We start from the raw sequence: 14084 nt of genomic DNA, 5'->3' as shown, positions 1-14084 counted from the left end.
AACCATTTAAAAATAAAATACAACGAAAAAATATGAATTTATCTGAAATAATCGACGGACTTAATGACAATCAATCTCAATCAGTAATTTTGGAAGAAGGTCAGAATGCCCTGATACTTGCAGGTGCAGGCTCTGGTAAGACACGAGTATTGACACATCGTATTGCTTATTTAGTAACGCAAAAAAATGTTCATATTGACGCTATCTTAGCAGTCACTTTTACCAATAAAGCATCCAAGGAAATGCGTGAACGACTTGAAATGCTATTAAGACGCCCAATTAGGACGATGTGGGTGGGGACTTTTCACGGTTTGGCACACCGATTATTGCGTACTCACGCTGCTGAAGCCAACCTTAGCCCACAATTTCAAATCCTTGACCAGCAAGACCAATATCGTATTGTTAAACGACTAATGAAAGAAAATGAGATTGATGAATCTAAATTCCCTGTTCGTAAGGTGCAATGGTTCATCAATCAGCAAAAAGATGAAGGCATTCGTCCTGGCGATATTGACGCTGGACACAATTATTTTGTAAAGAAAAGCCTTGAAGTGTTTACCTTATATGAAAAACATTGCAATGCCAATGGCTTGATTGATTTTGCTGAATTGTTGGTGCGCAGTTATGAATTGTTAAAAAATAATCCTGCGTTGTTAACGCACTATCAAGAACGCTTTCAGCACATTTTAGTTGATGAGTTTCAAGACACCAATACCGTGCAATATCGATGGATTAAGCAATTGTTCAATGGCAAAAATAATGTCTTTTGTGTTGGCGATGATGACCAATCTATTTACGGTTGGCGTGGAGCAAAAATTGAAAATATCACAAAACTTGAAACCGATTTTGCACCAATTCAAACCATTCGCCTTGAGCAAAATTATCGTTCAACAGGCAATATTCTCAATGCCTCAAATGCACTAATTGCCCATAATAAAAACCGTATGGGTAAGTCGCTATGGACGGATGCAGGCGATGGTGAGTTGATTAATTTATACGAAGCGCGTACCGAAATCGATGAGGCAGATTATGTCGTTAGCACAATTCAAAAACACATTAATGATGGCACACCAGCCAATCAATGCGCCATTCTTTATCGCTCAAATGCACAGTCCAGAGCATTTGAAGAACGATTGATTAAATACAATGTGCCTTATATTATTTATGGCGGTTTGCGTTTTTTCGAGCGTGCCGAGATTAAGGATGCCCTCTGCTATTTACGCTTGATGGAGAACACCGAAGATAGCGTTGCCCTTGAACGCATTATCAATTTTCCAACCCGTGGTATCGGCAATGCTACGGTTGAAAAAATACGCGAGTTTGCCAATATGAATCAAACAAGCTTATTCCAAGCAGCTACTAGCATAGCATCAACCTTGCCAACCCGTGCTGCTAATGCCTTAGTCGGGTTTATTCACCTCATTGAAGAAATGCAAGACCATGCTAAAAATTTAGATTTATCTGAAAAAGTGGCTTATTTAATCAAACAATCGGGTTTAGTTACTCACTATACTAACGATAAAATTGACAAAACAGGCAGTAAAACCGCCAACCTTGAAGAACTCATCGCCGCTGCTGGACAATACAATCACGAAGAAGACAGTGAAATGAACGAAGTTACAGGCTTTATCTCTCTCGCATCACTTGATTCTAGTGGCGATAGCAGTGCTCCACCAACGCAAAATGTGCAATTAATGACCATTCATTCCGCCAAAGGCTTAGAGTTTCCATATGTATTTTTGACGGGGATGGAAGAAGATTTATTCCCATCAAGACAATCCAAAGACGAACCACATTTATTAGATGAAGAAAGACGCTTATGCTATGTCGGTATGACGCGTTCAATGAAAAAACTGACGCTCTCATTCGCGATAAAACGCTTCCTACACGGGCAATCCATCTACGCCTACCCTTCTCGATTTTTGTCAGAGTTCCCAAGAGAATACCTAAATGAAATCAAACAAAAATATGGCGCAACTCAAGAAAATTACAAAAAAGATGATATCTTTAACCAAGATATCAAACCACAAGCAAATGGTGATTTATCCATTGGTAAAACTGTCAAACACGGTAAATTTGGATTTGGCACAATTCTTAATTTTGAAGGTGAAGGCGACAGCGCCCGAGTGCAAGTCAAATTCAAAACTGCAGGAACAAAATGGTTGATTAGCTCGTATGCTAACTTAGAATTCGTTTAGTTTTTAAAGACTGCGATGTTTTTTAATACTGTCATAGGCCTTATTAATCTTCTTTGACTGCTCGTTGGCAAAATCCATAAACTCTTTAGGCAATCCTTTTGATTGAATTTTATCGGGGTGATAAGCACCTATGGCTTTTCTATAAGCTCTTTTTATTTCTTTATCGGTGCTGTTGATGTGGCAATTGAGTAATTCATAATGTTCATTTATGCCACTGGTTTGATGGGTGTTTCCTGAAGAGGTGTTGCTGTATTTATGATAAATATTGTCGTTTAAACCTAAATATCGGGGTATTTCTCTTAAAATATTTTCTTCTTCTGGGTGAATTGTGCCATCAGAATAGGCAACATCCCAAAGCACGGCATAAGTGATTTCACACATTTCTTTGCTGGCAGTTGCTCTGTATTGGCTGGCGTATTGGTAAATAGATTTTGTGTTAGATGACGCTTCTCTAAAGGCGTTAATAGCCGTCTTTTTATCTTCACTATTCAGCCTTATGGTGCCCATAAAGCGAGTAACGGCTTCAATTTCTTCTTTGCTGATGATACCGTCTGCTTTTGCTATCTTTGCAAGTATTGAAAAGAGAGAAGTGAGAAACGACTCTGTTGCTTCATTGTGTTTATTGGTAAGAGATGCGTTCATGGCGGATTTCACTACCCAGCCTAGCAAAACGCCAATTAATGCCCCAATATAGCCATTAATCGAATAACCTAAAATGGCGGCTAAAAAAATCATTTAATTTAATGTCTTTTTTAAATCGTCAACGGAAACGCTTTGTACCGTTTGTTCATCAGTATAAACGGGTTTCATCTTGGTGTGTGTGCCGCTGTCTTTTTCAATTGCCACTTGTCTGGAAACAACAATATCCAAACAGTCAGTAATCATTTTTTGCGTTTGTTCTGTCAGTGGATGACGCATTCCTGGCTTGGTCATTGTGTCCTTTGCAACAGAAATAAGGGTTTTTCTGACCGCACTTAATAAGCGGATTTCAAAGTCTGGAGTTTTTTTGCTCATAATAATTCCTGAATGGCTTGTTGATGAATTTCAAGCGCTATTTTATACTCATCGGCAAGATAACCTCTCATTGATTGTAATTTTTCACTGCCTGTCCATTCTTTATCAATGACTTTTTCCACCAACTCGGGGTGATTACAAATGAGCACCATATCACACCCACTTTCAAGCGATACTTTCACGCGTTTAACAATGTCTTTGTAAAAATGCGCACCTTGCATTGATAAATCATCACTAAACACCACGCCATTAAAACCGAGTTGTGCTTGCAAAATTTCTTTAATCCATTTTGATGAAAAACCCGCTGGCTTATCATCCACTTCAGAATACACCACATGTGCTGGCATCACCGCATCTAAACCATGATTCGTCAAGTCTTTAAAAATCGACATATCCCGAGCAATTTCCTCCATCGGACGCTCATCAATTGGTAAATCTAAGTGCGAATCTGCTACTACGAAACCATGTCCGGGGAAATGTTTTCCCACGCATTTCATCCCTGCTTCATGCATGCCTGTAATTAACGCACCTGCCAACTTAACCACCGCATCAGGATTGGAATGAAAAGCTCTATCGCCAATCACTGAAGAGTTACCATGATCTAAATCCAGCACAGGTGCGAAAGAAAAATCGATGTCAATGGCTAATAATTCCGCTGCCAAAACATAGCCACAAGAATGTGCTTGTTCCAAGGCCAAGTCTGGATTTTGGTCATAAGCTTCACCGAGCTTTGCCATTGCTGGAAGATGAGTAAACCCTTCCTTAAAGCGTTGCACCCTACCACCTTCATGATCGATACAAATCAATAAATTTTGATTTTCCAAACGCATAGACTTAATCAATGCTGTCACCTGATGAATATCTTCAAAATTACGCGAGAATAAAATCACACCACCAATACTCGGCTTTGCAAGTTGTACTTTTTCTGCTTCTGTGAGTGTCAAACCCAGTACATCCATCATTATTGAACCCATCATATTTAGTATCCTTAATTAAATATATGTTTAAATTTTCTACTAATCCAAGTCAGCATAATCAGACTTGGAACAACCATTAAAGCAGTGATAGCAAAGAAAACCACCCATTCCCCGCCAAGCATCTCCACCCATTCTTGGGCTTCTAAACTATCCACCATCCAACCACTACCCCCTGCAAATAAAGTCCTACCGAAGTTACCTGCCGATGCCATTAATGCGTATTGTGTTGCCGTGTAAGCACGATTAGTTAAGTGGGAAATGAAGGCAACAAAGGCAACTGTTGAAAATGCTGCGGTAAAATTATCCAACAAAATTGCCATTGCAAATACCGTGGTATCTGGGCCGACAAACGCCAAATAAGAGAAAATTAAATTAGTACTCGCCATGGCTATACCACTAATCATCAGTCCACGAACCAACCCATAATGCACGGTAATTATACTGGCGAGAATTGAGAAGAAAACTGTCAATACTGAACCTGCCAACTTAGAATAAGTGGCAATTTCACCTGTGGTAAAGCCAATTTCTTTGTAAAAAATCAATGACATTCTGCCTAAAAATGCCTCGCCAATTTTAAAGAATACAATAAATAATAAAATAACCAAAGCCGTTTTACCAAAACGCACAAAGAAGTCTTTGAGTGGCTCAACCGCCGTGGACAAAAACCATGCGCTTATCTTTTGCCATAGATTGTGCCCACCCAATAAATTCTCATACTCTTTTTGTGCCTGTTCTTGCACGACTTCTCGTTGAGATTCTGGCTCATCTAGCCATAAAGTATTTAAAATAAAACCCACCACAAAGATGCTAATAATCAAATAAACCGACGACCAATCTTGTCCAAAATCGGACAAATATAATGCCACTGCTCCAAGAAAACCATAACCGACCCACCAGCCAGAAGTTGCCATTGCTGCTGTCGCAGGCAGTTTGTCCTTTTCTGCCAAACTAAACGCATCAATTCGATAGGCATCAATCACGATATCCTGCGTACTCGACACAATAGCAACCAACAAAGCCAATAAACTAACCCAAACCAAACTGTTTTTTGGGTCGGTAAAAGAAATAGCAATAATTAGCAAAAGTAACAAACTTTGCAACACCAAAAGCCACGAACGACGCTGTCCAAATCGCTTAGTCAGTATAGGAATTTGCACCCTGTCCAACAAAGGTGCCCATAGCCAGTTGATAGAATACACCGCAAAAACTGAACCGAAAAAACCAATCGCCGTGCGTGTCAGCCCTGCATCTTTGAGCCATAAAGTCATTGCCGAACCGATGATTACCCACGGAAAACCACTGGCAATACCATTTAAAAAAATAAACAACATTCTTTTATCTAAATAAGTTACTAATAATTTATTCATTTAACACTGCTCCCACTCCATTCCATCGTGTCGCCAGCCATTAATATTACCACGCTGATTATGCTCATCAAGATCACCCTCAAATCCACTCACAATATGCGCAACATTGGTAAAACCGTGACTAATCAAGCATTGCCCCGCATCGGTAGAACGATAACCGCTACGACAAATTAAAATAATTTCTGTCCCTAATTGACAACCAAAACGCTTAACTGCTGCAATAAATTCATCTGTATGTGGCTCCCAATCTGGCTCATCCACCCAAGGCACAAAAATATGATTTAACGGTCTACCGACAAATTTATTCTCCGCCTCAGTCCGCACATCAATTAAAACCGCCGCAGGATTATCGCGCAATCGCGCACTGGCTTTTTTGGGTAAATATTGCGTTAATTGACTCATTGCTCCATTATAACCACATCTTCGCCCACTTCAACCGTATCAAACATCGCAATCAACGCCTGATTACGCATCCGAATACAGCCCTTTGAACCTGGCACGCCCATCGGCACTTCGTCAGGCGTGCCGTGGATATAAATATAACGCTCTTTAGTATTTTGATTATGTATTTCAACGCCTTCTAACCAAAGAATTCGTGTCAAAATCCAATCTCTATCAGGATTCTCATGCAATAATGCTGGTGAAAAAACCTCCCCCGTTGGCACCCTACCAACCAACACTGCCCCCGCTTCAAGCTCCCCACCAATTTTCTCAGCAATTTTAAATCTCCCCGTTGGCGTGCAAAATGAGCCTTCTATTTCACCAATACCATTTTTGGCACTGCTAATCGAATAAGTTTTATCTGCAAACTTCAAGGTTTGATTGTCAATATTAATTTCTATCATTTTGTAAACAACGCAATCGATTCAACATGGGCAGTTTGCGGAAACATATCCATCACTCCTGCGGTTTCTAGTGTGTAACCCATCTCAATTAATTTTTCGGTATCTCGTGCCAAAGTCGCAGGATTACACGACACATAGACCAAGCGTTCAACACCAAGTTTGGGTAATAGTTCCACAATTTCAATCGCCCCTGAACGGGCGGGGTCAATCAGTGCTTTATTGTATTTTTTGCCTCTAAACCATTCAAAACCCGCCACTTCCTTAAATAAATCTGCCTTATAAAAATCCACATTTTGAATATCATTTCTCTGTGCATTTTCCTTGGCTCGTTCAATCAGCCCACTGTCACCTTCAATACCGACCACATATTTTGCATAACGCGCCATCGGCAAAGTGAAGTTACCCAAACCACAAAACAAATCAATCACTTCATCGTTGTTATTAAGAGCAAGCAAATCAATCGCCAATGACACCATCTTTTGATTCAATTTGAAATTCACTTGAGTAAAATCTGTGGGCAAAAACGCCATTTCAATATTGTACTTAGGGTGCGAATAAGTCAAAACGACTGGCTCGCCCAACGGTTTCACCGTCTCTTCGCCACCACTTTGGGTATAAAACGAAATGCCCAAATCACTGGCACAATCCAATAATATTTGCCCATCTTTTACACTTAACGGCTCAAGATGCCTCAGAATGAGTACCGTATTATTTTCAGCAACGGCAACCTCTAATTGTGGCACTTGTGATTTGATTGAAAGTTTTTCTATTGCACTACCTAACGCCACCAAATGTTCACCAATTGAAGGATGTAAGACTTCACACCTATCCATATTCGCAATCCAGCCTGATTTTTTTTCTCGAAAACCCACTAATACTTTATCTTTTTTAGCCACAAAACGCACCCCCAAACGCGCCTTACGCCGATAACCCCAATCTTGCACTTGTAAAGGTTCAAGCCAATTTTTTGGCTCAGTTTTGGCTTGCTGTTCGAATGCATCTTTTAGCCATTTGCCTTTGGCATCAATTTGGTCTGCACTGGATAAATGTTGGAATGAACACCCCCCACAAATACCAAACACTGCACACTTTGGTGTAATACGCTTAGGTGATGCAACCAGCACTTCACTCACATCTGCTTCTTCAAATTTAGCACGCGAAAAAGCCCGTTCCGCAATCACTTTTTCACCCGGTAATGCACCACTCACAAAAATCACTTTTTCCTCTAAATGCGCAATGCCTCGCCCTTCGTGAGAAAGCGATTCAATCTCTAATTCGTAAATTTTAGGTTTTAATTTTCTTCTTCTGCCCATTTATACCCCCCTAAAATAGATTGTAATTCTGCACCGATTACATTGTCTTTTTGAGATTTAGAATAAACCGACATTAAAACAATTTTTTGCTCTTTAAGTGCTTAATTCTTAATTCTACAATTTTACATCTCCTCAACCGCAAACCAAAAATCACTTTTAAAATTTCTATTGAATGCATTCTCCCTTGCTCAATATCATTAAAACTATTACAAACTTAAAGACTCATCAAGAGACCTTTGCATAAATAGGAATGATTAGCAAAATGACAGATTTTATTAAATTGGAAATTTTTTAAATCCACTCCTAGCAGGGCTAAGGGTGTTTTTAAAAAGTTTGTAATTTGATGAAAGATGGCGTTTTGATGATTATTCATATTTATGCAAAGGTCTCATCAAGATAATTATTTTTTCATAACTGATGCAACGCCCCCTGAAAACTTTTTAAAGGTAACATCCCCCGAAAAGCTTGCAGAAAAAGATCCCTCACTTGTTGTGTATTCAGCTTTTAGTGAAGGCGGAGCAGCGCTTATTTGTGTTACATGAATAGCACCTGCCTCCAAAGCACAATAATTTTGTTGCATTCTGAGGACGGTGAATTTTTGTGGATTGTTGAAAGGATAGACTTTTAGAGTGCAATCAGGACCATATACAGACCCTTGTGTCATTACAAAATAGCCCTGCTCTTTGTCTATCTTGCCGTTATAACAACTCACCACATCCGCTGTATAAGGACCGGGTAAAAAAAAGTCTAAGAGTCCACACGCCAACATTGAATTTGCAGGCGCCGCTGTTAGTAACGATAAAAGAAACAGTGTTATGATGCGTTTTTTCATTTTTAGAGACCTTTGCATAACATAGGGATGATTAGCAAAATGACAGATTTTATTAAATTGGAAATTTTTTAAATCCACTCCTAGCAGGGCTAAAGGTGTTTTTAAAAAGTTTGTAATTTGATGAAAGATGGCGTTTTGATGATTATTCATATTTATGCAAAGGTCTCTAATTTAAAAGCAGTATGTTATCAGTTTGAGCGTTTAAGTGCAGACTTTATTCACAAATCCTTAGACAAGCCCTAAGCCCTATTCCAAAGTCCAACATTAAGGGATTTGAGGTTAAACTCAGTTTTGTTGTCGCCACTACCGTTGCTTTCACCAATCACAACCTTAACGCTTGTCCAAGTGTCCCAGCGGTTAACCTTGTGCGTTGGGGTGGGGATGGTGGCAGAAGCACCGTTGCCATTAACGCAAAGGGTATAGCCGTTGTAAGTAATGCTGGCTTGTAATTGTTGTAGTTGTTTGTTGTCTAGCCCGAGTTCGGTTTGTTTTTCGGGGGTGGAAAAAATGTAGGTGTCCATGATTTTTAGTTCGTCGTTGAGTTGACTGTATTGTTTGCTGTTCATAATATTCTCGGTTAAGATTAAAGGAGACCTTTGCATAAATAGGGATGGTTAGCAAAATGACAGATTTTATTAAATTGGAAATTTTTTAAATCCACTCCTAGCAGGGCTAAGGGTGTTTTTAAAAAGTTTGTAATTTGATGAAAGATGGCGTTTTGATGATTATTCATATTTATGCAAAGGTCTCTAAAGGTTAAAAGGCTTTGGTAGCAGGGTTGAAAAGTTGGAATAAAAAAGTTTTGAGGTGGTTGAAAAAACTGGCAAGGACATTGCTAAAACTGGTGTGCTGGTTGAGGTTAGTAATCAGGTTGTTGAAAAAACTGGTGTGCTGGTTGGAACTAGCGATAAGGTTGTTGAAAAAACTGGTGTGCTGGTTGGAACTAGCGATAAGGTTGTTGAAAAAACTGGTGTGCTGGTTGGAACTAGCGATAAGGTTGTTGAAAAGACTGGTGTGCTGGGTGAAACTAGCGATAAGGTTGTTGGTTTTATTGTTATTTCGGGCGACCACAAGGGTCGCCCCTACGGTTTTGTTGTTGTGTGGGGTGTTCATTCTATTTCTTTTGGATGTATTGTAGGGGCGACTCTTGTGGTTGCCCGAACCTGAGGCGATTTTGAAAAGGGCAATAAAGAAACCACTGACAATCGTGGCTGGGTGGTTGGATAACTGTGTTTATATTAAACGCTGTTTGGGTGGGATTAGCGGTAGCGGTTGCTGATTGTGTGTGGATTTCACACCCCTAGTTTTGAGACCTTGTCAAGGATGGGTTATAAAAATAGGCGGGTTAATGGAAATCTTGCCGTTTGTGTGTGGGGTGGGGTTGTGTTTGTGGAAAATATTGGCTTTGCTGGTGGATTTGGTGGATGTTTTTTGTAGATGCAGATGGGGTAAAGGGGGGGGGAGTGGGTTTGTGATTGCTATTTTTAGATTGGGGTGTTAGGTATCTAGTAATTCAACCCAGTGTTTGACGGGTATTTTTGTGCCTTGTTGTAGGTGCATTAGGCAACCGATGTTGGCGGTAACAATTATTTCTGGGTTATTTGTGGTTAGGTGTTTGAGTTTGTTGGCTCGGAATTGCTTTGAAAGTTTTGGTTGAAAGATTGAATAAGTGCCTGCTGAACCGCAGCAAAGATGTGCGTCTTTGACGGGGGCGGGGGTGTAGCCTAATTGTTGTAGGATTGAGGTGACTAGACCGCCTAACTGCTGTCCGTGTTGCAAGGTGCAGGGTTCGTGGTATGAAATGTTTTGGTTGGCTAATTTGAGTTGTGATAAATCTTGGTTGGCTAAGAACTGGGCGATGTCTTTTGTCTTTTTGGCAATTTGTTGTGCTTTTTGGTGGTATTCGTCGTCTTGGTCAAATAATGAACTGTAATCTTTTACCATTGCTCCGCAACCGCTGGCACTGGATATGATTATCTCGAAGGGTTGCCATGTGTCAATATTGTGCTTGATTTTTCTTAAGGCTTCATCGTTTGCGCTTAGGTGTTGGTCGATTGCACCGCAGCATTGTTTTTGGGGGGTTTCTTTTATTGTGTAGCCGAGTTTGGTTAGGATGTTTTTAATGCTGTGATTGATATTGGGGGCGAGTGTGGGTTGTATGCAGCCGCTTAGTAATAATACTTCTTTGGTTGATGTTTTTGGTTTGATAATGGGTGTTTGGATGCGGGAGTGTTGGAATAAGAATCCAACTGTGTTGAATAGTGTGGGTGTGGTTAGAAATTTGCGTATTGCGAAACGAGAGGCTTTTTGCCATAGGGGGCGTTTGTGCTCTATTGCCGCCCTGCCAATGTCTAACAAATGCCCGTATTCTACGCCTGAGGGGCAGGTTGTTTCGCAAGAGCGGCAGGTTAAACAACGGTCTAAATGTTGCAAACTGTTGGCAGAAGTGTCGTTATTTTCCAAAGCCGATTTAATTAAATAAATTCGCCCACGAGGTGAGTCCAACTCATTGCCTAATAGCTGATAAGTCGGACAAGTTGCCAAGCAAAATCCGCAATGTACACATTTGCGAATAATGTCGTTGGCTTTGAGGTTTATAATGTCTATGGTTTGCATTTTTGTTTGGTAAATATCATTGTTTTTAGATTAGAGGAGACCTTTGCATAAATAGGGATGATTAGCAAAATGACAGATTTTATTAAATTGGAAATTTTTTAAATCCACTCCTAGCAGGGCTAAGGGTGTTTTTAAAAAGTTTGTAATTTGATGAAAGATGGCGTTTTGATGATTATTCATATTTATGCAAAGGTCTCTAATAATAAATTTTCCAATATTTGTCGTAAGAGTAGTTTTTTTTATTTTTTTGAGTATAAAAATTAAATTGGCTTATTTTTTCTTTAAAAATATCAAGTTCTGAATTTTCAAAGCCAATTCGACCTAAGGCAAAGCCAAGCAATTGAAAATAAGGATATATCAAATCAAATTTTTCTACAACAGAAAAAACTTTGTCAACATTAAGATTGTTTTTTAAGGGTTTAAAGTTATCTATAATAGTCTCAAAATCTTTAAAGTATTGAATATTTATTAAAATTTCTACTAATGAACGATGAATAGAAGACATTTTTAAATTTTTATACTCTATAACCTCAACTTGATCGCTAAATTTAGGCGTTAAAAACACAATATAGTGCTCTCCATACTTGGCAGTTGAATGAGTATATCTATATTTTTTTTTATAAGCATTATCTATTAGCGATTGGGTAAGTTTGCTTAAAACTCGTTTTTTTTCTTTCTGTTCTTGAGAATAAAAAATAAAGTCATCTTTAAAATTGGATAATTCTTGTAAATTTAAGGCAGTTGTCATAGAAAAAAAAGTATTTTTTGCCAATGAATCAACAAAGTCATAAACTGTAATATCAGATAAAGAATATCTTTCTTGATTAATTTTATCTGAGACCACTATGTGAGTTCTTAAAGAAAGATTCTCTTGTAGTTGAGTAAAAAAACTTTGACTTGTCGTCGTTTGGGATACTTGAGAGTTTTCCTTTAAACAATTTAATATATCGGTTATTTCTCTGTATTTATAAACTTTTTTTTGAAGTAATTTTTTCTTAATAATTGCTAAATTCTTATCTAATAGAGTTTTGCGTTTATTTTTCATAAATATAAATATTAGTATATATACTAATATTATAAAGTATTTTTATATTTATGTCAAATTTGACAAAACTTAATACTACAGTTAAAATAAAGTATATATACTTTATTTAAATTTTGGTAATTATGCTAATTTATGTTTATAAGCAAAATCAATTCCTCGGGGAATTAGAAGAAGAAAATAACAATATTACCTTTACTTACAGTAAATATATTGATAAAAATTACTATATTGTTAGTATGAAAAATACAATAAATAAACTTGATGATCTGCCATTAGTTTTTAAAAATTTACTGCTGGAAAATAGTGATTTAATCAATATAAAAACACCAACAAAAATTGAAAAATTACTGCTTTTGCAAGACACTCATGGAAGTTATCAATTTAAAAAACTCAAGTCTAATTCTCACAGTAAAGATAAAATACATAACTATCAAGATGTTAAAAATGAGATTTTAGAAAACAATTATATTTTCCCAAATATTTTAGACTACAAAATAAATATTTCTCCAGAAAGATTAAACACAAATAACAAAAATAATATTATAGGTCTTAGTGGGTTTCAGCATAAATTTAGCATAATTAAGGATGATGAGAATAAAATAATTACTCCTGCAACAAACGATAGCAATTATTTCATCAAACCGTATAACGAATATCATCTAAATTTTAATCAAAATTTATACATTCCATGTTTATTAATTAATGAACATTTATTTATGACTATTGCTAGAGATTTGGGATTTTCTGTGCCATACAACGCTATTGTTAAAGGTAAGAACGACTACCACTACATTATTAAACGCTTCGACAGATTTGGTCAAATAAAATTTGACCATGAAGAATTTGCAACAATGTTAGGGTTTGATACAAACACCAAATATGATGCAACTATTATTGAAATTCTAGAAGAAGCGCAAAAATATTTGTCAAAAATAGAATTAAAGCAACTACTATCTTTTATTTTTTATTCTGTTGTCATATCGCACGGAGATTTACACTCTAAAAACTTATCGCTAATTCATCAATCAAATGCATTTAGTGAAAGCAATAAAAGTCTTTCGCCCTATTATGACATATCAACAACAGCCCTATATAGACTAGCTGAAAAAAATGATATTGGTATGCGTATTTACAGTAAAAAGAAAAAGATTAAAAAACAAGACTTTTTAAAATTAGCTAAAAAATTTAAAATCAATGATTTTGAAGATGAAATAACAAGGATTAGTCAGTACTTCGTTAATAATTTTCAAAAATATATAAACAAGCTGCCCGATGACATTAAAAATAAACCTATTACACAGTCAAGGTATAACACCAAAAAATCGTTTAAATTTATATTGGAAAAGTATTACAGGCAACGCTGTAAATACATCAAAGACAAGATTGATACTAGTTTAGTTCCAGACGATAATATCTTTACATAAAACCCATCGCTACTGAAAAAACCCTTTCGGGTCAAATACCAATTTTAATTTCTGCTCAATCGCAGTTCTTAACACTGATTTATTCTCTAATTTAACAGAGGCGTTAAGTTTACCAACATACGCACTGGGTAGGACTTTGAAACTGATTTGAGTGATGATGGCCAACTGGCCTTTTGAGCCGACTAATAGGCGGGCGACATCGTAGCCGGCGACATTTTTCATTACTTGACCGCCGAAGGTGAGGGTGTCGCCGTTGCCGTCGATGATTTGGATGCCTAGGACGCTGTCGGCAATGTCTTGTCCGCCATTGGCGTATGTGGCACCGATACTGCTGTCGTCTTTGGCGTAAAAGGGGAGGGATTGGTTGATTTATGCAAAGGTCTCTAATAAAATATTAACAGTTTCTATTTTGGTAAATACAGGTATCTAATACAACACCGTAAAGGTTACAAA

Annotated in this window: 18 protein-coding genes; 3 read left to right on the top strand and 15 right to left on the bottom strand. The window is 37.6% G+C overall.

The annotated features are described in order from the left end of the window. Positions 1 to 32 precede the first annotated feature (32 nt). Positions 33 to 2198 (top strand): DNA helicase II, encoded by a 2166-nt coding sequence (gene uvrD / locus AB8525_RS09270; protein ID WP_369177543.1) that lies wholly within the window; start codon positions 33 to 35, stop codon positions 2196 to 2198. Between the two features lie 3 nt (positions 2199 to 2201). Here uvrD and djlA read toward each other — a convergent pair whose 3' ends face one another. The 11 genes from djlA to AB8525_RS09215 all read right to left on the bottom strand — a co-directional run bounded on the left by djlA (position 2202) and on the right by AB8525_RS09215 (position 9279). Beyond that, on the bottom strand, positions 2202 to 2933 hold the full coding sequence (djlA, locus tag AB8525_RS09265; RefSeq protein WP_369151201.1) for a co-chaperone DjlA: 732 nt from the start codon (positions 2931 to 2933) through the stop codon (positions 2202 to 2204). Then, on the bottom strand, positions 2934 to 3212 hold the full coding sequence (locus tag AB8525_RS09260) for a hypothetical protein (RefSeq protein ID WP_369177541.1): 279 nt from the start codon (positions 3210 to 3212) through the stop codon (positions 2934 to 2936). Continuing rightward, complete coding sequence (gene nagZ, locus AB8525_RS09255) at positions 3209 to 4189, bottom strand: beta-N-acetylhexosaminidase (protein WP_369177539.1); 981 nt, start codon at positions 4187 to 4189, stop codon at positions 3209 to 3211. The genes AB8525_RS09260 and nagZ overlap by 4 nt, the downstream gene beginning before the upstream one ends. An 11-nt stretch (positions 4190 to 4200) precedes the next feature. Then, positions 4201 to 5556 carry an AmpG family muropeptide MFS transporter gene (locus AB8525_RS09250; protein WP_369177537.1) on the bottom strand — a complete coding sequence of 452 codons (1356 nt, stop codon included), beginning with the start codon at positions 5554 to 5556 and terminating at the stop codon, positions 4201 to 4203. Beyond that, a complete protein-coding gene (locus AB8525_RS09245; protein WP_369151194.1) occupies positions 5557 to 5958 on the bottom strand; it encodes a rhodanese-like domain-containing protein in 402 nt (133 codons plus the stop codon). Beyond that, on the bottom strand, positions 5955 to 6401 hold the full coding sequence (locus tag AB8525_RS09240) for a L,D-transpeptidase family protein (RefSeq protein WP_369177535.1): 447 nt from the start codon (positions 6399 to 6401) through the stop codon (positions 5955 to 5957). The genes AB8525_RS09245 and AB8525_RS09240 overlap by 4 nt, the downstream gene beginning before the upstream one ends. Further along, a complete protein-coding gene (rlmD, locus tag AB8525_RS09235) occupies positions 6398 to 7714 on the bottom strand; it encodes a 23S rRNA (uracil(1939)-C(5))-methyltransferase RlmD (RefSeq protein ID WP_369177533.1) in 1317 nt (438 codons plus the stop codon). Before rlmD ends, AB8525_RS09240 begins: the two co-directional genes overlap by 4 nt. 214 nt (positions 7715 to 7928) lie before the next feature. Then, entirely contained in the window at positions 7929 to 8087 is a 159-nt protein-coding gene (locus AB8525_RS09230; RefSeq protein WP_369151191.1) for a hypothetical protein, read from the bottom strand. Between the two features lie 27 nt (positions 8088 to 8114). Then, positions 8115 to 8696 carry a hypothetical protein gene (locus AB8525_RS09225; RefSeq protein ID WP_369151190.1) on the bottom strand — a complete coding sequence of 194 codons (582 nt, stop codon included), beginning with the start codon at positions 8694 to 8696 and terminating at the stop codon, positions 8115 to 8117. An 89-nt stretch (positions 8697 to 8785) separates the two neighbouring features. After that, entirely contained in the window at positions 8786 to 9148 is a 363-nt protein-coding gene (locus AB8525_RS09220; RefSeq protein ID WP_369151188.1) for a hypothetical protein, read from the bottom strand. Continuing rightward, positions 9130 to 9279 (bottom strand): hypothetical protein, encoded by a 150-nt coding sequence (locus tag AB8525_RS09215; protein WP_369150108.1) that lies wholly within the window; start codon positions 9277 to 9279, stop codon positions 9130 to 9132. The genes AB8525_RS09220 and AB8525_RS09215 overlap by 19 nt, the downstream gene beginning before the upstream one ends. Before the next feature lie 74 nt (positions 9280 to 9353). Here AB8525_RS09215 and AB8525_RS09210 point away from each other — a divergent pair, with 74 nt between their 5' ends. After that, complete coding sequence (locus tag AB8525_RS09210) at positions 9354 to 9713, top strand: hypothetical protein (protein WP_369177531.1); 360 nt, start codon at positions 9354 to 9356, stop codon at positions 9711 to 9713. A gap of 330 nt (positions 9714 to 10043) precedes the next feature. Here AB8525_RS09210 and glcF read toward each other — a convergent pair whose 3' ends face one another. From glcF to AB8525_RS09195, 3 genes are read right to left on the bottom strand one after another with little or no spacing between them, the layout of a single operon-like run. Next, on the bottom strand, positions 10044 to 11162 hold the full coding sequence (gene glcF / locus AB8525_RS09205) for a glycolate oxidase subunit GlcF (protein ID WP_369177530.1): 1119 nt from the start codon (positions 11160 to 11162) through the stop codon (positions 10044 to 10046). A 30-nt stretch (positions 11163 to 11192) separates the two neighbouring features. Next, a complete protein-coding gene (locus AB8525_RS09200) occupies positions 11193 to 11342 on the bottom strand; it encodes a hypothetical protein (RefSeq protein WP_369150108.1) in 150 nt (49 codons plus the stop codon). Between the two features lie 16 nt (positions 11343 to 11358). Then, positions 11359 to 12207 (bottom strand): hypothetical protein, encoded by an 849-nt coding sequence (locus tag AB8525_RS09195; protein WP_369177528.1) that lies wholly within the window; start codon positions 12205 to 12207, stop codon positions 11359 to 11361. Between the two features lie 236 nt (positions 12208 to 12443). Between AB8525_RS09195 and AB8525_RS09190 the strand changes: the two genes are divergently transcribed. Beyond that, positions 12444 to 13631 (top strand): HipA domain-containing protein, encoded by a 1188-nt coding sequence (locus AB8525_RS09190; RefSeq protein ID WP_369177526.1) that lies wholly within the window; start codon positions 12444 to 12446, stop codon positions 13629 to 13631. A 9-nt stretch (positions 13632 to 13640) separates the two neighbouring features. On the opposite strand, the gene AB8525_RS09185 is transcribed toward AB8525_RS09190, so the two are convergent. Then, positions 13641 to 13853 carry a hypothetical protein gene (locus AB8525_RS09185; protein WP_369177525.1) on the bottom strand — a complete coding sequence of 71 codons (213 nt, stop codon included), beginning with the start codon at positions 13851 to 13853 and terminating at the stop codon, positions 13641 to 13643. Between the last annotated feature and the right edge of the window lie 231 nt (positions 13854 to 14084).

It is taken from the genome of Candidatus Thiodubiliella endoseptemdiera, assembly GCF_964212635.1.
Lineage (GTDB): Bacteria > Pseudomonadota > Gammaproteobacteria > PS1 > Pseudothioglobaceae > Thiodubiliella > Thiodubiliella endoseptemdiera.
The sequence above is the reverse complement of the archived record's forward strand: the minus strand, read 5'-3'. Positions and strand labels throughout refer to the sequence as shown.